The organism is Nostoc sp. PCC 7107 (assembly GCF_000316625.1).
GTDB lineage: Bacteria > Cyanobacteriota > Cyanobacteriia > Cyanobacteriales > Nostocaceae > Nostoc_B.
Genome location: NC_019676.1, coordinates 4,912,632 through 4,931,527 on the forward strand (window position 1 = coordinate 4,912,632; position 18,896 = coordinate 4,931,527).

An 18,896-nucleotide genomic window follows, 5' to 3' on the forward strand; every position below is an offset into this window, starting at 1 on the left:
TGTTAAACGGATTTATCTTGGTTTAATTTAAAATAAATTCGATATTGTAGGGTGCGTTTCGTTATGGCGAAATGCACCTTATCAACGGCGTAAATCGCTGCTACTCTTGGGACTATCTCACCTAAAACAACTTCTACCATTCCCCGCAATCCACCAGACACAACAACCAAAGCGACACCTTGAAAATCCAGAAAATCTAGCAGTTCCCTAAATCCTGGACGGATGAGTTGCGATCGCGTATGTTCTAAAATTTCTTTATACTGTGCAGAGGGAATTGATTCTCAAGTTTTCTTCACCCTCTCCCGCAGTGTTACCCGCTGTGCATATATTTCTGGTAATAATTGTGCAGCAACTTCCGGTACAAACTTTTTTAGCACCGCCACAAGGGTTTCTTCAATTGTGATTGTGCCATCAAAATCACAAAAAACAATTCGCTTCACGGTTTTATCCTCTATCTAAAGTATGAACTTTCCTATACACATTGATAGATATATTTAGCTTGGTATTTGTCACAAGTCATCCTATTAGCTTATGACTTGAGATTGATTAATAAATACAGATTTTCTATTAAAAAAATACAAGTACTAATACTAGGAAATTAAAAATTCTGTGCATTGAGTTACAAAAAAATGCAATAACGTATGTTACGGTTAAGACTAATCAAGTAATGATCAAGCTTTTAACTAGCTAATATATATTATGTTTTAATAAATAAAAAATTAAGTACTCCTATATGTATACTATGTAGGTTGCTAAAATTTAGATTTTATGCAAGTACAGGCTTCCATAACGAATACCTATAAAATTTGTAACCAAATATAAATACGATATTCAGATTTAGTTTCAAAGAATTGCTAACGTTTATGTTTGCAAGTGCTATCTCAAATAGTTTTGACAACTAAATTACAAAATTAATTGCTCGACAAAACTTACCATGAATGCACTATCCATTACAAAACTTGCTGTCCCAGATAGATTTTGGTACACAGGAGTTGGGAAAAAAGTCTTAATTGACTTTGGTGGCGATCGCCCGAAAATTCTGCCAAAAGCTGGACACAGTTCAGGATTTGAAGCAACTGCCAGCTATACTGATCCCATAACAGGTAAACTGCGGTTATATAGCGATGGTCAACTAATCTTCAATGGGCAAACTCATCAAATTTTAGAAGATGGAGTTTGGGGTGCAAAAAGTTGGTCAGCGACACAAGCAGTGACAATTGTACCAACTCCTGATGGTAATCCTGACAGATTCTACATCTTTACAAACAACAACCAGGCGATATTCTACTCTATTGCAGATTTATCTAAAGGTATCAACGGCTCAGTTATTCTTTTGAACCGAAAACTGACAGGGAAACTCGATAACCCAGGCGAAGCTCTTGGTGTTGCGCCGCATAGTAATGGTAATGCGTTCTGGTTATTGATTTTCAACGGCAGAACTGAGATCAGAGCTTACTTAGTAGATAAAAGTGGTATCAATAGCAAATATGTTTCCTCATCAATTATGTTCCCAGAAAATCGGCTGAACCCCTTAGTTGGTAAAAGAGTCAATAAAGGTTCAATTATTTTCAGCCCCAATTGGAACAAAATCGCCTTGGGTGTGGCAGGATTAGGAATTGCGATCGCCAAAATTGACCGGACTACTGGGAAAGTCAGTCATAGTGATTATTTAATTCGCGGTTCCGCTGGTTACTCCTGCGCCTTCTCCTCTGACAGTACAAAGTTGTATTACGCTAAAGGTGATTGGGAATTTGGCCAGTGGAGTAAACATACTTTAGAAGGTTGGAGTGCGACACCGCACCAAATGGATTTAGTCACTGAGATAGAAACCGAAATTGATACATTGGCAATTGGTGATGTAACTGGCTATTCTGGGCCGAGGTTAGCACCTGACGGCAAAATCTACTGGACAGGACAAGGTAAATCTTCCCTAGCTGTAGTCGAAAACCCCAATGCACCAGGACACGCCCTGCGATTTAACCCTGATGGTTTAACCTTGGGAAATGGTGTGTTTGCTAGTTGGAACTTACCAACACAGACATTTAGTTTTTTGACATAATTCTTGGTTTAAAGACGTAAGGATTTTCAACACTTCACTGTGTCATGGTAGAGAAGTGTCCAGTTTTGCGATCGCAGAACTCAGGTTATAGTAGGATTTTCTTTCTGAAAAAGAACACACCAGATACAGTGAAATGAAATATATTAAGCGTCACATTAAATGGATTGAAATCATTGTCGAAGTTATTTTTTTAATAGTTTTATTTCTATTGGGATTCTTCCTAGATTATGAACTTGCTGCTTCCTTGTTCTGGCAATTTTACTTATTTATGGCTGTTTTAGCCCTCATCTTACTCTTGCCAATATACTTACAATCTCGGCGTAAACAAGAATTGTGGCTGTTCATCGGTTTCAATCTCAGTCTATTAACTCTACATTTTTTGACTCTTAATCCGATAAAACCTTTCACAAAGTTTTATCTCGATGCTAAAAATGGTCTGACAATTCAAGAGGTTCAAAGCTTATTTAACCAGCGTTTTCCTCAAGGGGGAAAATTTCCGCAACCGGAATGGGCATTAAATGATGAACATAATGATGGTGTGTGGGAAAATCGTGATCCTAAAGAAAAAGGCTTGGTTGCGATACCTGACCAGAATTTAAATTACATTCTTGACCCAAACGATGGTCGTTACAATGCGGAAATAGTGACTGTTTATTTCAAAGATGGCAAAGTGGTAGGAGCTAAGTATTTGCCCGATTGATACTCTAATAAGTATTTAATTCTATTGCTGATGCACCTGCTTATTCTAAAAGTCTGGCGTAGTCAGTCCAGCCATCTAAAGAAGAACCATTCAAACTTCCAACAATGGGGATATCTACTTTTTCCTTGGCTTTGTGAATCAGTTTTAAATATTCATCTAGGCCGATGCGAAATCTATCTGGTTTGTTCTTCAAATAGTGAGTGCATGACTACTGCACCTGCGCCAGCATCTTCCATCCCCTGAAGATTATCAATGTCTGCGTCAGGGGAGACGATGAGGGGACAAGAGGCGATCGCATTGCATCCCCATGTATGTTGTAGTTAAATTCATATAGTATTTTTCCTAAATTGTAGTGATTTCTTGCTTAACTTGTCCATTTGAGAAGCAATATCGCGCCAGGCTTTGACTAAATATTTTCAAAATATGCTTCTTTGATATGAGGATTTTTACTTCGTCAAAATAATTTTTTAGTAAAATATTATACATATTTGCTTTTGAGCATCTTATTTTTGATATAGGCTCTCAACTCCCAGACATTATTTCAATCTGCTGATTTTATCTGGGTGTGAAAATTAAGATGCTTCTTGGGCATACTAGCTTTACATCATTAAATTATACTCTGAGGTAAGTAGAAATGGTGAGCGCAAACTCCACTCTTGTCATCCCTGGATATGAAATTAGTTGGAGCAATAGACATAAAGTCTTTTGCCAATTTTGGGAATAATCTAAGCATCGTTAACGTTATTTACTGTTCACATAGCAATACTGTCCAGACAAAACTTGTAGAACACGGCTCATGAAAGGTATAAGTTCACTTTCTCTGACACAAAAATCTCCAGTCATTCTAGTAGCTGATGATGATCCAGTCATTCGAGTTATATTGCGGCGAATTATGGAAAACGAAGGCTATCAGGTAGTTGAAGTTTCTAATGGTAAGCAATGTTTAGATGCTTATGAAACTGTTAAGCCAGATATCATTTTACTAGATGCTGTTATGCCTGTAATGGATGGTTTTACATGTTGTCAACAGTTGTTGCAAATTAACAAAAATAAGTTGAAATCAGCGCTGACAAATTTTAATAATGACTTAGAGATACATGATATTGTAATTTCTAAACTTTGGAAACATACTCCAATATTAATGATTACAAATTTAGATGATGAATATTCTATCAATCGTGCCTTTGATGTCGGTGCAATCAATTTTATTCGCAAGCCAATTCAACTAACAGTATTACGTCGACAGTTGCGACAATTACTCAAGCAAGCCCAAGTTTACAAACAACTAGAGGCAGCTAATCAGGCTTTACAGGAATTAGCGAACGTAGATAGTTTAACTGGTTTGGCTAATCGTCGTCGTTTTGATGACTATCTCAATACTCAGTGGATTAATTTAGTCCAAAAAGAGTCTCCTTTATCTTTGATTCTCTGTGACATTGACTTTTTTAAATTTTATAACGACAAATATGGCCATCCTGTAGGAGATATTTGTTTACAAAAAGTAGGTACGGCATTAAACTCTACAGTTCAAAAATATCAAGATTTAGTAGCCCGTTATGGTGGAGAAGAATTCGCAGTTATTATGCCAAATACCCATGCGGATGGGGCTGTTCATATTGCTCATTTAATACAATCTGAAGTCAGAGACTTACAGATTATTCATGACGGGTCTTTAATTAGTCCGTATGTTAGTTTGAGCTTAGGAGTAGCAACTGTCATTCCTACTTGGGAATCTTCACCTTTGGATTTAATTGTGGATGCAGATAAGGCACTTTACCAAGCAAAAGAGGCAGGTCGCAATCGCATTGTTTCCAATATTAAAATGATGGTCTAAAATCTCAACTTTAATTCAGTTAATACAAACCATTCACTCATTATCCCTATAACCTGTCACCTGTAACATATACCCTACGATATACTGCACAATAAATGTAGTTCGTTGTGGTGACTACCAACAAATGCCAACTACACTTGCAGACGCGCAAAATTTAGTTTCTGACCTCATTTCCCGCTACTCATCCCGTGTAGATTATTTGATGATTCGCCTAGAGGAAGCAGAAGGGACTGATATCTTGTTGCGTGGCGACAAGGTAGAAACCCTGAGTGAAGGTATTTCTATTGGTGGACATATTCGCGCTTGTTATAAAGGTGGCTGGGGTTTAAGCAGTTTTAACCAGCTTTCTACTATTAAAGAACGAATTGAAGAAGCGATCGCAGCAGCTTTGATGGTAGGCGATGAAGAAACTTTACTAGCTCCCATTGATCCAGTGCAAGCCATCTGTCAACTACCGCTAACGGGTACAGATCCGCGTAAAATTAGCCTATCGCAGAAAAAAGAATTGTGCGATCGCTACACTCAACTGTTAAAAAGTGTTGATCCTCAAATCACTACAACTTCTGTCCGTTACGGTGACAGCGCTCAAAGAATCATCATTGCCACCTCCGAAGGTACACTGATTGAACAATCTTGGGTAGATATGGAAATGCGCTTCGCCGCCACTGCAAGAAATGGCGAAACTGTCCAAACCGGAAGGGAAACTACTGGTTCTCGCAAAGCCTATGAAGATTTAGTTAATTTAGATGAACAAGTAAAAAGTTCGGCTCAAAGGGCGGTTGCGGCTTTATCGCTTCCATCCGTTAAAGGTAATACATATACTGTAGTTATTGACCCCATTCTCACAGGTTTATTTGTTCATGAAGCCTTTGGGCATCTTTCTGAAGCAGATATGGCTTACGAAAATCCCGATTTGCTAGAAGTAATGACCATCGGGCGGCGGTTTGGGCCAAAAGAACTGCAAATTTTTGATGGTGCAGCCCCAGAAGGACACCGCGGAAGTTATTTTTATGACGATGAAGGGACACCTGCTACTACCACCCAACTCATCAAAGATGGGATTTTAGTTGGGCGGTTACATTCTCGTGAAACCGCAGGTAAATTAGAAGAAACCCCCACTGGTAACGCTCGTTGTCTCAATTATCACTTCAGCCCCATTGTTCGGATGACCAATACCTGGATAGAACGGGGTAAAACGCCAGCTGTAGATTTATTTACAGGTATCAAAGAAGGCGTTTATGCCCGTAACTGGCTGGGCGGGATGACTAATGGCGAAATGTTTACCTTTAGCGCCGGGGAAGCATGGATGATTAGAAACGGTAAAATTGCTGAACCCGTTAAAGATGTGACACTTTCGGGTAACGTTTTTCAAACCCTGGCTGATATTGAAGCAATTGGTGATGACTTCTACTGGGATGAGTCTGGTGGCTGCGGTAAAGGTGGACAAAATGGTTTACCTGTAGGTTGCGGTGGCCCCAGTCTGCGAATTAGAGATGTAGTTGTCGGTGGAGAAACTTAGGTAATTTGTAATTCGTAATTTGTAATTCGTAATTCCCAACTACGAGTTATCAATTACGAATTATCTATGACTTTTTTGAGTAAAGCCATCCACATATCTGGCGGATCGGCATAATAATCTATTGCTTCAACTTGATACTTGGTTAATTCAGCACCACGCCGCAAAATAATATAATCACAAGGTTGAATGCCTTTCCCTACCCCTGTCATTTGTCCTTCTATACCTTGATTTATCGACTCAAATACGTAATCTCTGCCTGTAATAAATTGGCTGTAGTCATGTGTTTTATACTTTTGGGTAGGCTCATTTGTGGGAATAACTAATAGCGGCAACCAATTAAAAAAATTGAAACTTAAATTCATGGCTTTTTTGATACAAATTTAATATTTTGTCAAAGTTATTGCTATAAAACAGAGCAATAATATCATTTCCGGTTATAGCAGGAGGTAGGAGGCAGAAGTAAAAGTCTTACTATTCCTGGCATTCAAGCTTTCAAATTGTCCTAACATATCTGACTACCGCTATATTTAGTTATGATTCGGGTATCTGTGCAAAAATCAGAAAACTCTCTTTACCCTTATACCCAACAACAATTTTATAAGCGATATTCAGAATTGAGCTAAGTTTTTTGTAGACCTAATTCTGAATTTTGATTGTTTAATTTTTATCTCAAGATTGTATCTGTGTTGCCGATGATGCCAAGCATATTATTCTTAAACTATTGAGTTTCTTGTTTTAAACTCCTAAACTACGCATTTAATACATAAAATACAGGAGTATAAACCGTAGTGTCCACAGTAAATTTACTAAAGTAATAATGTAGAATTATTAAGGAATAAGTCTTGTTTACCTGACTTTAAATTGTTGATAAATATACAAATTTCAAATTACATTGAAGTGTCATTTATATGAATTTTTATATACATTTATTCCTAAACAATTTCAGTTTTGTTTAAAGCAACATCTACCTGAAGTAGGAGTGATTCTAGGGTAGAAGAGTTATCTAAAACAACATCTGCAAGAGTTATTTTTTCTACCAAAGGTAATTGGCTAGTAATTCTTGCTTGTGCTTGTTCTGGATGAAGATGGTTTCTCTGGATTAATCTTTGTAACTGTTCTGCTTCCAAACAACTGACTACCCAAATTTCTGTAACTAAATGTGTCATCTGCGCTTCAAACAACAGTGGAATAACTAACACCAGAGTGTCAGCGGTGGATGTAGAAATTGCTTGTAGAAAACAGTTTTTGACATAAGGGTGAATCAACTCTTCCACCCATTGGCGTTCTTGTTGATTTTGAAAGATAATTTCCCCTAGTTGCTGACGGTTAAGATTACCATCAGGAAGTAATATTTGTTCACCGTAACGTTGCGCGATCGCCTGTAAAATAGGTGAACCAATAGATACTGCATTCCTAGCATAAATATCCGCATCAAAAATCGGCAGGTGATAAGCACTAGCTAAATAATTAGCAACGGTGGTTTTACCTGTAGCAATTCCTCCAGTTAAGCCGATGATGCGTTTAGTCATTGGTCAATCAATAGTTAAAAGTGCTGTAAAGCCCTGCGGGCATTGCTGCGCGTAGAGCGGTAGCGGGGCGTTTAGCCCGTGCTGAGTAGTAGTATATTCTTCCCCTGGACTTCACACTTCATACTTTTTCACCAAGGCTTGAGTTAGCCCTTCTAGGGTATATTCTTCAGCCTCAACATCTACCCGTCCGAATAAAGTATGACAAGTTTTAGACGTTTGAGGGCCAATGGAAGCAATGCAAACATCCTGTAAATTGACAACAGAGTTATTAGCAAATGTGTTGTCTATAATTTGACAGAAAAATTGTACAGTTTTAGAACTAGCAAATGTAATAATATCTATTTGATGATTTTGTAAAGCTAACTTTGCTGATTCTGGGATACTACTAGGACAGCAAGATTGATATGCTGCAACTTCAACAACTTCTGCGCCCTTGGCTGTTAATTCTTTGACTAAAACTTCTCGACCGCCAGTTTCTACTCTGGGGAATAAAATCTTTTGACCTAACAATGCTTCGGGAAAGTTTTCTACCAACGAGTCTGCGACAAAGTTAGGGGGAATAAAATCTGGTTTTAGGGCTTGTTGTCTGAGACATTGGGCTGTTTTCTCCCCAACTACTGCAATTTTGACATTAGCCAAAGCACGAGAATCTTTACCCAAGGCTGTTAATCTGGCAAAAAAGTATTCAATACCGTTGGTTGAGGTGAGAATTAACCAGTGAAAGTCAGATAAACTAGCGATCGCACGATCTAAATCTGCCCAACTAGAAGGCGGGCCGATTTCTAACGTGGGCATTTCCATCACTGTAGCACCAACCGCCTGGAGGCGATCGCTAAATTCGCTCGACTGTCCCACAGAACGAGTGACTAAGATAGTTTTTCCAGCGAGGGGGAGGTGGTTGGACATATTTGCAAAACTGGGAATAATTGCTGTAGTAAAATCCTCAGAATTTATTGTCTCAGATTGTAAGTACTGCCGTAGACCAACAACTTCACCAATGACAATTACCACTGGTGAGAGTGATAACCCTGCGGTTTTTTCTAAAATATTATTGAGTTGACCAGTCCAAATTTGTTGATTTGGCGTTCCCGCCCAGCGGATGATCGCAATGGGAGTGAGAGGCGATCGCTTACGCCGCAATAATTGATGTAAAATCTCTGGTAGATTTTGTCCCCCCATCAAAATTACTAATGTCTCTAACCTTGACAGCGCCTCCCAGTCCAACGCATCTGGTTCATGGGCGGTAAACACAGCAAAACACCGACTCATCACTGGGTCTGTCAAGGGAATTCCGGCGAACAAGGGCGCTGCTAAAGCCGAAGAAATTCCCGGTATCACTTCAAACTCACAACCAGCGGCTTTCAATGCTGCAATTTCAGCAGTACAGCGGCCAAAAATAAACGGGTCGCCTGATTTTAACCTGACAACTTGTTGACCACTTTGGCAGTGCTGCACCAATAATTTATTAATTTCCCCTTGGGGTGTACTGGGTTTACCACCACGCTTACCCACATCTAACCTTAAACAATTCGCTGGTACGCACTGTAATAATTGCTCATCTACCAAAGCATCGTAGACCAACACCTCAGCCACAGCCAAGAGATGATAAGCCTTGACTGTCAGGTACGCCACATCTCCCGGCCCTGCACCTACAAGGTAAACTTTACCCAGTTTTTCAGTCATAATCTGATATTAATGCGATCGGGCAGAAAAATTTCATCATATCAATCAAGATGATTATCGATGAGTTAGCGATCGTATGATCGAACAGGGTGAGTATTATGCCCAAATTTTTTACTACGAATTCACCTTTAACCAGCCAAAAATTTCACCCACTGTTAACTGTAAATCCTGGCAAAAATCTGGCACAGGCAGAACACTATCAAGTGATTCAAAAGCTAAAGGTTGTTTTCCCGCCGGATAAGCAGCAATAAATCGCTCATCTGGGTCAATTAGCCAACCCATTTGAGTGCCGTGATTGAGAGCGTGTAATATTTTCTTTGTAACTTTTGTATGGCTTTGTTCTGGGGAAAGAATTTCGATGAGCCAGTCGGGTGCGATGGTAAATGTATTAGCAATATCACCATTTTCATCGACAGGAAGTCTTGCCCAAGAAAATATAGCGACATCGGGAACTATGGAAATTCCGTCAAATGTACAGCGTAATTCAGGGAAAGCCCAACCCATTTTTTGGACTTTTACAACAGCATTGATTTTGGGACAGAGTTCTCCTTGAATAGTGCTATGTTTTCCTTGAGGCATTGGTTTTTGAATTACTTGACCATCAATGTATTCTGAGCTTGGTTGAGTTTCTGGTAGTGAGAGAAACTCTGCTATAGTCAATGTTTTCTTTGGTGTTTGTACCATAGATAATCAATTGAGAATAATTAATTTCAGGTTGATTTGGCGTTGATTTTTGCCAATAACTGAGTAACTTTTTGGGCTTTTTCGGGTTGGCGTTTTTGAAATAATTTTTGCGCTGTTTGCAGATTAGTTTTGGCTGCTTCTGGTTGATTTTGCTGAATTAAAACATTGGCTAGGCGCAAATAAGCTTCAGGATTTTTGGGACTGCGACGAATGACTTCTTGGAATAATTCTGTGGCTTCGGCAATTTTATCTTGTTGATATAAAACATCGCCTAAAAATAGTCGAACTACGTCATTAGTAGAATTGATAGCAATAACTTTACGAAATTCTGCTTCTGCACCTGAATAATCTTTTTGCTGATAAAAATTGATGCCTTTTTGAAAATAGTTGGAGGTGATTAAGGTTTTCCAGGCAAAATAAATCAGCAAGAAAATACTAGCAATTACTACCAATGTGGCAAAAATATCATTTACTGGAAGAGTATCTAGCATTATTTTAAGCCAACAAACAGGCGATGGGAAATATTAAATATTCTAAGAAAAAGAGTTTCCAAATGAATTGATAGAATTGCGCGATCGCTCTTTTATCTTGTAAGTCTACTGTCAAACTACGAAACCACATCCCACACAGCAATATTAAATGGGTAATCACCAAAAAAGCTGAGTTTACCGATTTGAGATGCAGCACTCCTGCCAACATCATGCCTAAATAGCAGAGGGTGAGTACCCAAAGCGCCAAGTTAAATACAGAATGCACTCCGAGTTTAATTGTAAATGTAGTGATGTTGTACAAGCGATCGCCCTCTATATCAGGGATATCTTTAAAAATTGCGATCGCAAAGGTAAACACTAAGATAAATATCGTCAGTACCCACACCGCTGGCGGAATTAATTCTTTGCTTTGCAGTACCCAATTAAAATGTAAAAATAAACCCAAATTGACAATTGTCCCTCGGACAGAAAAAATGCACAGTGCTGCCCAAAATGGAAATTGTTTTAAGCGAATTGGAGGTAAAGAATAAGCTGTACCAATTGCCAAGCTTAAAGCGACCATTCCTAACAAAAATGGCCCATTTAACCAGGCAGTTACTAGTGCTAAAATGCCTGTAGTTATGACAATAAATTGCCCTAAGCGTTGAGAAAATTCCCCAGATGCTAGTGGTAAATGTGGCTTGTTAATCTTATCTATCTCCACATCTTCTAACTGATTTAAGCCGACAATGTAAACATTGCCACATAAACAAGCAATCCATGCACCTAAAACTGGCAATAGGGAATGGGAAATGGGGAATAGAGAATCAACACGATGACTAACGGCAAGGGCAATAAAATATAAACCCAATACACTTAGACTTGTGCCAATAATCGTGTGCGGACGCGAAAACTTCCAAAAGGCATATAACCAGTTGAATGGCAAAGGTTTGGGTGATAAATCGCTGTTTTGAGAACTCTGACTCATGAGTAGCTTAGATTCAGTATTCCGGCTTACTGTTAATCATTGTTACAGAATTGGCTCATTAACAACAGCCAAAGGTTGAGATGCAATTGTCTTGGTGGACATTTTGAGGGAAGATAAATGTACGCTATTAAAATTCATCACAGTAATTTTCTCATGAAACCCTAATTTGAGTATCATTGCTGTGGTCGATGGGAATTAAGGGTAGTAGTGATTCGTTGGTTGGCTATTTTTAGTTCTAAAAAATACACTATAGTATCAGTAAAATTTGGTAATCAAGCCAGCAACGCCAGTTAAGGTAAAGACTTGGTAAACTACCTTTTAGACACAATGTATATTGGACACTAATGGATAATGCTTACGTCATCCATGATTGACGGTATGAATTTTGTTTGAGTTTCTCTGGTGCAGAAAATTCGATGTGCAGCATTGAATGAACAACTACCAATTAACCATTCCTCTAGTAAACGTGAATACTTCAAGGCTATATGGCTAATCAATTCCATCACAAAAACAGGCGATGGCGTGTATGGGTAGGTGACAAATCATTCAACCCGATGAAACTCTTGACTTTGACAGGCTGGCGGCGCAGTTTGCAGCGACTGGTGCCAATGTTGATGTTAGTTTCTTTTATGGCAGTATTGTTAGTTGATGGGCTAAAACCTGCGATCGCTCAACTACCACGCCAAGAAATCCGCGGTGTGTGGATGACCAACAATGATTTTAATGTTCTGCGCGATCGCAGCAAAGTGCAGGAAGCAGTCAAACACCTACAACGCCTCAATTTCAACACTATCTATCCCGTTGTATGGAACTCTGGTTATGCTATGTATCCCAGCGCTACCGCCCAACGCGCGGGTATTCAACCTTTTCTCGCCCGTGGTTCAGATGGACAAGATATCCTCGCAGACCTAATTAATCAAGCCCATCGTCAAGGGCTGTTAGTCATTCCTTGGTTCGAGTTTGGGTTCATGGCTCCGCCAACATCCGAGTTAGCCTTAAATCATCCAGAGTGGTTGACCAAAAAGCGCAATGGTAGCGAAACTTCTATGAGTGCGGCGGGTGAAGTTGTTTGGTTAAATCCTTTCCATCCCCAAGTGCAACAATTCATTAGCAACTTGGTGCTAGAAGTCGTCACTCAATACGATGCTGATGGTATTCAGTTTGATGACCATACAAGTTTGCCCCATGAATTTGGTTATGACAAATACACAGTCGCTTTATACACTCAAGAAACTAAAAACAATCCCCCTGCAAACCCTAATGACCCAGCTTGGGTAAAGTGGCGAGCAGATAAAATTACTGCGTTCATGGTACAACTCAACCAAGCAGTAAAAGCCAGAAAACCCAATGCTATTTTCTCGGTTTCCCCGAATTATTATGATTTTGCTTACAAGTTTCACCTGCAAGATTGGCTGGCTTGGATAAGACAAAATATTGTAGATGAGCTAGTTGTGCAAGTTTATCGTCCTGATTTGCAAAGTTTTATCGCCAATATCGGCCGCAGCGAAATTCAAGAAGCGCAACAAAAAATTCCCACAGGAATCGGAATTATGACAGGGTTGCGGAATAATCCCGTACCAATGCAACAAATTAAATCCCAGGTACGCGCAGCCCAAGAACGAAGTTTAGGTGTAGCCTTTTTCTATTATGAAAGCTTGTGGGATGTGGCTCCCGAAACAGTAGCTGAACGTCAGGATGGATTTAAGCGGCTGTTTCCTTATCCTGTAGTTCGCGCTAAAATATAAGAATTACAATAGAATTCGGCATAATTTCGTGAGAAACAAGATCCCCAACTTCTTTAAGAAGTCGGGGATCTGAAAGGTAAAACATCTTTTTATATCTGTTGTAAATTGAGAAAAGCAAATGCGATCGCCTGCTGGTATCATTCAACTACCAAACAAGCGATCGCATCATCATTTTACCGTTGAGATTTGCTGATGGCAGAAGCATCTCCTAGCTATTACTATCAAGGTTATTGTCCGCAAACGGGGGAAATTTTAAGCTTACCCCGTACTACTTTGATAGAAGAAATTGCCCGTGGTTTAATGAAATACCTGGCTACGGATGAATGTTATGCCAGCGAGGGTAAAATGTATGGGGTATTGTTGGTAGAATCACAGACTAGTGAACAACAAGTCATCAAAGCTTTTTCAGGGTTATTAAATGGTCAAAGTGTTGTGGATGGCTGGGTTCCGCCAATTCCCGGTAGAGAAGCAGTCGCTTTGACAGAAGCCGAAACTTTAGCAAAGTTAGAGGCTATTAAACAAGAAATTATTACCTTACAACAATTACCAGAACAACAGCAGTATGAAATATTATCTGGTGAATTTGAGCAGAAATTACAAGTAATGAGCGATCGCCATCGTGATTGCAGATATCAACGCCAAGCACAACGCCAGCAGCTTTGCGAAACACTCACAGGAGAAGTTCTCACCCTCGCACTAGCAGAACTTGACTCAGCCAGCCGTCGAGATGGAATTGAACGACGACAACTCAAACGTCAGCGAGATGCAGTTTTACAGCCACTTCAACAAGCAATTGCCACCGCAGACGCAAGAATACGAGAATTAAAACAACAGCGTAAAACATTATCTCGCCAACTCCAAGCCCAGATGCACGCGGCTTACTCTTTGATGAATTTTTTTGGGCAGTCTCTAACTTTACAACAATTAATGCCAGATGGTTTACCCACAGGTACAGGAGACTGTTGCGCCCCAAAACTATTACATTACGCCGCCACCCATCACCTCAAACCCCTCGCAATGGCTGAATTTTGGTGGGGTCAATCTTCAGGAGATAAAATTCAAGGGGAATTTTATCAAGCTTGTGTAGAACGTTGTCAGCCGTTGATGGGGTTTTTGCTGTCGGGTATTAAACCTAATAGTTCAAGGGGATTTCTCAGCCCCTTTTCTACTAGAGAGGAGATTATTTATCAAGACAAATGGCTGATTGCTGTGAATAAACCTGCGGGACTGTTATCTGTTCCCGGACGTTATCAAGACACCCAAGATAGTGTGGTGAGTCGTTTACGGAATTTATTAGCTGATGGGATGAACCTTGTATCTGTGCATCGCTTGGATCAAGCGACTTCTGGTATTTTGTTGATAGCACGCGATCGCAATACTCACTATCATCTCAGTCAACAATTCCAACAGCGACAAGTACAGAAAGTCTATGAAGCCATCCTCGCAGGTGCAGTGACAAAAAATCAAGGTGTAATTGAATTACCACTTTGGGGAAATCCGCAAAATCGTCCTTATCAACAAGTTGATTGGCAACATGGTAAACCTAGCGTGACTCAGTTTCAGGTAATCGCCCAGGAAGGCGAATACACCCGTGTAAAGTTTATTCCTCTCACCGGACGCACCCATCAGTTGCGGGTTCATGCGGCGGTAGGATTAGGCGTGGTAATATTAGGCGATCGCCTTTATGGATGTGCGACTGAGGCTAGTCGTCTACATCTCCACGCCAGGGAACTGATTTTTTACCATCCCCAATTAGAAAAAACAATTCATTTACAAGCAAAAACGCCTTTTTAAGTGAGTGTCAATCTATCATTAGTCGTTTGTTATTCATCATTTTTCATTGGTAAGGTAATGACGAATTACCAATTGCGCGTGATATGAGATACAAACTCTTGGGCAAAAGTGGGTTGAGAGTTTCTGAACTCTGCTTGGGAACTATGACCTTTGGTGAAGATTGGGGTTGGGGTGCTTCTGCTGATGAAAGTCGCAAAATCTTTGATACTTTCACAGAAGCAGGCGGGAATTTTATTGACACCGCCAATGGTTACACAGATGGTAGTAGTGAAAAAATTGTCGGTGAATTAATTGCCAAAGACCGAGAACGCTTTGTAGTTGCAACTAAATATTCATTTCCATTGCGAATGGGTGAAAAAACAGGTAATCCTAATGGTAGTGGCAACCATCGCAAGAATTTGGTGCAATCTTTAGAAGGTAGCCTCAAACGCCTGAATACAGATTATATTGATTTATTTTGGTTACACGCTTGGGACTTCACAACTCCGATTGAGGAGGTAATGCGATCGCTTGATGATGTAGTCCGTCAAGGTAAAGTTCTTTACATTGGGATTTCTGATGCCCCCGCTTGGATTGTGGCACAAGCTAATACTATCGCTCAATATCAAGGCTGGACAAAGTTTATTGCTTTGCAAATAGAGTATAATTTGATTCAACGGACACCAGAAAGAGATTTGCTCCCAATGGCCAAAGCCTTTGATTTAGCTATCACACCGTGGTCGCCGTTAGCTGGTGGGGTACTAACAGGTAAGTATAATCAGCTTGTGCAACCAGGAGAAGAACAAGGCAGACTGGCAAACACAGGTATGGGAACAGTATCAGAACGCAGTTTAGCGATCGCTGAGGTAGTGAGTCAAGTTGCCGGTGAGGTCGGTCGTTCACCTTCCCAAGTTGCATTAGCTTGGTTACGCGCCCAAAGTGGTGTAGTTATCCCCATCGTTGGCGCACGCAAACTCAGTCAATTTCAAGATAACTTGGCTTGTTTAGATCTCAGCTTATCACCAGAACATCTGCAACGTCTGAATGAAGTCAGTCAAATTGAACTTGGTTTTCCTCATGACTTTTTACAGAATGATATGATCCGCGATCGCCTTTTTGGTGGCACATTCAATACTATAGACAATCATCACCTGTGAATAAGTAAGAATTCTCAAGAATGATTTAGATAATAATTCATTAACGGCGAAAAACCATCTGTCTTCAGGAAGTTTTGTAAACTACACGACTTTTGTAGACTCATTATGTCGATCAAAAAAAACGTGGAACCATGAGCGACAATAAGCAGACATCCCGCCTTTACCCTACTCGGATTGATATTCCAGCCGAAGCCCGTTCTCAAATCGTGGCCATTCTCAATCAAACATTGGCAGCTACTTTGGATTTAAAAACCCAGACGAAGCAAGCCCACTGGAATGTTAAAGGTACTGACTTCTATCAGTTGCATGAATTGTTTGATGAGATTGCTGGCGAATTAGAAGAATACGTTGATATGGTTGCTGAACGTGTCACGGCTTTAGGTGGCTACGCTTTTGGAACCGCTAGACTCGCTGCTAGTAACTCCATCTTGCCAGAATATCCCTTGGATATTTTGGATGGCAAAAACCATGTAACAGCATTAGCAGACCGTTTCGCGCCTTACGGTAAACATATCCGAGAAGCGATCGCTAAAACCAACGACTTAGGTGATGCTGATACCGCTGACCTTTACACCGAAATTTCTCGCACCATTGACAAACGACTTTGGTTCTTAGAAGCTCATCTACAAGTAGCTGAAATCAAAGCAGAAAATGGCTCAGTTGCAGCTAAAACACCCGCTAATGTGAGATAAATACTTTTTCCATCTCCAATAGCAGTTATAAATGGTTTGTGAACAACAAGATACCCGATTTCTTTAAGAAATCGGGTATCTAAGCCTTTAGTATCTTTTTGGTAAGTACGCCACTTTTTAGTGCGTACTTTTCATTTTATAGGTAGATATTCTAATATTTAAATAAGTCGCAAGACAGCTAGATAAATCAAAAATACTTCTTTAGTTAATGTTTGATTGACCATGAAAATCTAGCACATCAACTTGATTATTATGTAATTTATGCACTGCGATCGCCATCATATTGTTGCACAAAAAAATATTAGTTATTTACATTGCCAAAACCAAATCAACTGAGGTGAATTTATGTCTCAAAATACAATTAACTATCTAATTCATGATAGAAATAATCGCGGTCGTAGCCAAATTGGTTGGCTTGATAGCTACCATACATTTTCCTTCAGTCATTTTTACGATCCCAATCGGATGGGATTCCGTTCTCTGCGAGTGATTAACGATGATCGCGTTGCACCAGGTGCGGGTTTTCCTACCCACGGCCACCGAGATATGGAAATCCTCACTTATGTCCTATCTGGCGCAGTCGAGCATAAAGACAGCTTAGGTACAGGTTCCGTCATTCGTCCTGGTGATGCTCAAATTATGAGTGCTGGTACAGGCATCATGCACAGCGAGTTTAATCCCTCACCCACTGAACCACTGCACCTACTGCAAATCTGGATTTTACCTGATGAACAAGGCCTGGCTCCCAGATATGAACAAAAAACATTTCCTATCGAAGAAAAGCGCGGTCAATTACGCTTAATCGCCGCCAAAGATGGCCGCGACGGTGCGGTGACAATTCATCAAGATGTTGATTTATACGTTTCTATTTTAGAAAACGGTGATGTGGTAAATTATCATCTGAAACGCGATCGCTATGCTTGGTTGCAAATAGCCCAAGGTGTAGCCACATTGAACGGTGAAGAACTCAGAGCCGGCGATGGGGTGCAAATCAGTGGCGAAGAACAACTGGAAATCAGTACTGATGTTGGCGCAGAAGTTCTCTTGTTTGATTTAGGTTGATAGGATTTACGCACAAAGTTTGTTTGTTAAGAATGGGTGTAGGGGTTTCTGTTCACCTACACCCTTACACCCCTATCTTTCTGGAAAAACTACAACGGATTAGCCTCTGTCACCACTTCTGGTAGGGGAATAAACTCTGTTTCATCTACCACCTTAGCAAAGCGGTTGTCGCGCCAATCAGCTTTAGCTTGTTCTATGCGCTCTGGTCGGCTGGAGACGAAATTCCACCATTTATAGCGTTTGCCCAATGGCTCACCACCAATCACAATACACCGAGCCGCCGCGATCGCCGAAACTCTCACCTCATCACCTGGTTCTAGAATCGCCAGGCGATAAGGTTCTATTGGTTCATCATTAATACTCAGTCCCTCAGTGACACTGTATACTGCCCTCTCGGCATAATCAGCGGAGATAGTAAAGTGAGTATGAGCAGACAGTACCACATCTAAATAAAGGATGGGAGAAAAAACTTTCACAGGTGAGGTATAACCCGATGCTGTTCCTGCAATGAGTTTGATGATAGTGCCATTTTCTTCCCAGGTAGGAATAGTTTCAGCAGTATAGTGAATGAAGCAAGGCTCAGTTTCTTCGTACTCCACAGGTAAAGCAATCCAGGTTTGAATACCATGAATAGTCGCCTCGTTGTGACGGTCAAAATCAGGTGATCGCTCTGAATGAGCAATTCCTTTTCCCGCCGTCATCCAATTAACTGCACCCGGTTGAATTTCTTGCACAGTACCCAAACTATCACGGTGCATGATTGCACCATCAAATAAGTAAGTTAGGGTTGCCAGATTGATATGAGGATGTGGTCTCACATCAATACCTTTGTTAGCCGGCAAAACCGAAGGGCCGAGATGATCAAAAAAAATAAATGGCCCGACCATTTGGCGTTGAGGATATGGCAAACTACGGCGGGCGATAAACCCACCCAAATCTTTAACTTCAGGTTCAATCAGTTGAACTATCGCCATAGGTAATGGGGGGTAATTGGTAAATGC

Annotated in this window: 16 protein-coding genes and 2 pseudogenes; 9 read left to right on the forward strand and 9 right to left on the reverse strand. The window is 40.3% G+C overall.

Annotated elements, in window-relative coordinates; translation table 11 throughout:
• Positions 1 to 80 precede the first annotated feature (80 nt).
• Positions 81 to 440 (reverse strand): annotated as a pseudogene (locus tag NOS7107_RS21010) (HAD-IB family phosphatase); the annotation flags it as partial.
• A gap of 494 nt (positions 441 to 934) precedes the next feature.
• Between NOS7107_RS21010 and NOS7107_RS21015 the strand changes: the two are divergent.
• Positions 935 to 2,059: a hypothetical protein gene (locus NOS7107_RS21015; RefSeq protein ID WP_015114963.1), complete on the forward strand. Its 1,125-nt coding sequence runs from the start codon at positions 935 to 937 to the stop codon at positions 2,057 to 2,059.
• A 133-nt stretch (positions 2,060 to 2,192) separates the two neighbouring features.
• Positions 2,193 to 2,759 (forward strand): hypothetical protein, encoded by a 567-nt coding sequence (locus tag NOS7107_RS21020; protein ID WP_015114964.1) that lies wholly within the window; start codon positions 2,193 to 2,195, stop codon positions 2,757 to 2,759.
• A 43-nt stretch (positions 2,760 to 2,802) separates the two neighbouring features.
• On the opposite strand, the pseudogene NOS7107_RS28040 reads toward NOS7107_RS21020, so the two are convergent.
• A pseudogene (locus NOS7107_RS28040) lies at positions 2,803 to 3,089 on the reverse strand (dihydroorotate dehydrogenase-like protein); the annotation flags it as partial.
• Positions 3,090 to 3,555: 466 nt separating this feature from the next.
• Between NOS7107_RS28040 and NOS7107_RS21025 the strand changes: the two are divergent.
• Complete coding sequence (locus tag NOS7107_RS21025) at positions 3,556 to 4,593, forward strand: PleD family two-component system response regulator (protein WP_015114965.1); 1,038 nt, start codon at positions 3,556 to 3,558, stop codon at positions 4,591 to 4,593.
• Between the two features lie 124 nt (positions 4,594 to 4,717).
• A complete protein-coding gene (locus NOS7107_RS21030) occupies positions 4,718 to 6,112 on the forward strand; it encodes a TldD/PmbA family protein (protein ID WP_015114966.1) in 1,395 nt (464 codons plus the stop codon).
• Between the two features lie 53 nt (positions 6,113 to 6,165).
• Here NOS7107_RS21030 and NOS7107_RS21035 read toward each other — a convergent pair whose 3' ends face one another.
• The 6 genes from NOS7107_RS21035 to NOS7107_RS21060 form a co-directional block, all read right to left on the reverse strand.
• Positions 6,166 to 6,474: a hypothetical protein gene (locus NOS7107_RS21035; RefSeq protein WP_015114967.1), complete on the reverse strand. Its 309-nt coding sequence runs from the start codon at positions 6,472 to 6,474 to the stop codon at positions 6,166 to 6,168.
• A gap of 570 nt (positions 6,475 to 7,044) precedes the next feature.
• Positions 7,045 to 7,641 carry a dephospho-CoA kinase gene (gene coaE, locus NOS7107_RS21040; RefSeq protein WP_015114968.1) on the reverse strand — a complete coding sequence of 199 codons (597 nt, stop codon included), beginning with the start codon at positions 7,639 to 7,641 and terminating at the stop codon, positions 7,045 to 7,047.
• A 111-nt stretch (positions 7,642 to 7,752) separates the two neighbouring features.
• Complete coding sequence (cobA, locus tag NOS7107_RS21045) at positions 7,753 to 9,324, reverse strand: uroporphyrinogen-III C-methyltransferase (protein WP_015114969.1); 1,572 nt, start codon at positions 9,322 to 9,324, stop codon at positions 7,753 to 7,755.
• Positions 9,325 to 9,438: 114 nt separating this feature from the next.
• Positions 9,439 to 10,008 carry a Uma2 family endonuclease gene (locus tag NOS7107_RS21050; protein WP_015114970.1) on the reverse strand — a complete coding sequence of 190 codons (570 nt, stop codon included), beginning with the start codon at positions 10,006 to 10,008 and terminating at the stop codon, positions 9,439 to 9,441.
• Between the two features lie 26 nt (positions 10,009 to 10,034).
• Positions 10,035 to 10,499 carry a M48 family metallopeptidase gene (locus NOS7107_RS21055; RefSeq protein ID WP_015114971.1) on the reverse strand — a complete coding sequence of 155 codons (465 nt, stop codon included), beginning with the start codon at positions 10,497 to 10,499 and terminating at the stop codon, positions 10,035 to 10,037.
• Between the two features lie 4 nt (positions 10,500 to 10,503).
• Positions 10,504 to 11,466, reverse strand: a complete 963-nt coding sequence (locus NOS7107_RS21060; RefSeq protein WP_015114972.1) for a homogentisate phytyltransferase — start codon at positions 11,464 to 11,466, stop codon at positions 10,504 to 10,506.
• Positions 11,467 to 11,951: 485 nt separating this feature from the next.
• Between NOS7107_RS21060 and NOS7107_RS21065 the strand changes: the two genes are divergently transcribed.
• From NOS7107_RS21065 to NOS7107_RS21085, 5 genes are all read left to right on the forward strand, one after another.
• On the forward strand, positions 11,952 to 13,211 hold the full coding sequence (locus NOS7107_RS21065) for a glycoside hydrolase family 10 protein (protein WP_015114973.1): 1,260 nt from the start codon (positions 11,952 to 11,954) through the stop codon (positions 13,209 to 13,211).
• A gap of 192 nt (positions 13,212 to 13,403) precedes the next feature.
• The gene (locus NOS7107_RS21070; protein ID WP_015114974.1) at positions 13,404 to 15,005 is read left to right on the forward strand and encodes an RluA family pseudouridine synthase; all 1,602 of its coding nucleotides are present in this window, start codon (positions 13,404 to 13,406) and stop codon (positions 15,003 to 15,005) included.
• Between the two features lie 83 nt (positions 15,006 to 15,088).
• Positions 15,089 to 16,141, forward strand: coding sequence for an aldo/keto reductase (locus NOS7107_RS21075; protein ID WP_015114975.1), 1,053 nt, complete (start codon positions 15,089 to 15,091; stop codon positions 16,139 to 16,141).
• A 131-nt stretch (positions 16,142 to 16,272) separates the two neighbouring features.
• A complete protein-coding gene (gene dps / locus NOS7107_RS21080; protein WP_015114976.1) occupies positions 16,273 to 16,833 on the forward strand; it encodes a DNA starvation/stationary phase protection protein Dps in 561 nt (186 codons plus the stop codon).
• 345 nt (positions 16,834 to 17,178) lie between these two features.
• On the forward strand, positions 17,179 to 17,895 hold the full coding sequence (locus NOS7107_RS21085) for a pirin family protein (RefSeq protein WP_015114977.1): 717 nt from the start codon (positions 17,179 to 17,181) through the stop codon (positions 17,893 to 17,895).
• An 89-nt stretch (positions 17,896 to 17,984) separates the two neighbouring features.
• On the opposite strand, the gene NOS7107_RS21090 is transcribed toward NOS7107_RS21085, so the two are convergent.
• On the reverse strand, positions 17,985 to 18,869 hold the full coding sequence (locus NOS7107_RS21090) for a pirin family protein (protein ID WP_015114978.1): 885 nt from the start codon (positions 18,867 to 18,869) through the stop codon (positions 17,985 to 17,987).
• Positions 18,870 to 18,896: the final 27 nt, after the last annotated feature.

What these genes read in the sequence shown, in the direction of transcription:
- NOS7107_RS21015 (WP_015114963.1), top strand. Translation starts at nt 935, where the DNA reads ATGAATGCACTATCCATTACAAAACTTGCTGTCCCAGATAGATTTTGG.
- NOS7107_RS21020 (WP_015114964.1), top strand. Translation starts at nt 2,193, where the DNA reads ATGAAATATATTAAGCGTCACATTAAATGGATTGAAATCATTGTCGAA.
- NOS7107_RS21025 (WP_015114965.1), top strand. Translation starts at nt 3,556, where the DNA reads ATGAAAGGTATAAGTTCACTTTCTCTGACACAAAAATCTCCAGTCATT.
- NOS7107_RS21030 (WP_015114966.1), top strand. Translation starts at nt 4,718, where the DNA reads ATGCCAACTACACTTGCAGACGCGCAAAATTTAGTTTCTGACCTCATT.
- NOS7107_RS21035 (WP_015114967.1), bottom strand. Translation starts at nt 6,474, where the DNA reads ATGAATTTAAGTTTCAATTTTTTTAATTGGTTGCCGCTATTAGTTATT.
- coaE (WP_015114968.1), bottom strand. Translation starts at nt 7,641, where the DNA reads ATGACTAAACGCATCATCGGCTTAACTGGAGGAATTGCTACAGGTAAA.
- cobA (WP_015114969.1), bottom strand. Translation starts at nt 9,324, where the DNA reads ATGACTGAAAAACTGGGTAAAGTTTACCTTGTAGGTGCAGGGCCGGGA.
- NOS7107_RS21050 (WP_015114970.1), bottom strand. Translation starts at nt 10,008, where the DNA reads ATGGTACAAACACCAAAGAAAACATTGACTATAGCAGAGTTTCTCTCA.
- NOS7107_RS21055 (WP_015114971.1), bottom strand. Translation starts at nt 10,499, where the DNA reads ATGCTAGATACTCTTCCAGTAAATGATATTTTTGCCACATTGGTAGTA.
- NOS7107_RS21060 (WP_015114972.1), bottom strand. Translation starts at nt 11,466, where the DNA reads ATGAGTCAGAGTTCTCAAAACAGCGATTTATCACCCAAACCTTTGCCA.
- NOS7107_RS21065 (WP_015114973.1), top strand. Translation starts at nt 11,952, where the DNA reads ATGGCTAATCAATTCCATCACAAAAACAGGCGATGGCGTGTATGGGTA.
- NOS7107_RS21070 (WP_015114974.1), top strand. Translation starts at nt 13,404, where the DNA reads ATGGCAGAAGCATCTCCTAGCTATTACTATCAAGGTTATTGTCCGCAA.
- NOS7107_RS21075 (WP_015114975.1), top strand. Translation starts at nt 15,089, where the DNA reads ATGAGATACAAACTCTTGGGCAAAAGTGGGTTGAGAGTTTCTGAACTC.
- dps (WP_015114976.1), top strand. Translation starts at nt 16,273, where the DNA reads ATGAGCGACAATAAGCAGACATCCCGCCTTTACCCTACTCGGATTGAT.
- NOS7107_RS21085 (WP_015114977.1), top strand. Translation starts at nt 17,179, where the DNA reads ATGTCTCAAAATACAATTAACTATCTAATTCATGATAGAAATAATCGC.
- NOS7107_RS21090 (WP_015114978.1), bottom strand. Translation starts at nt 18,869, where the DNA reads ATGGCGATAGTTCAACTGATTGAACCTGAAGTTAAAGATTTGGGTGGG.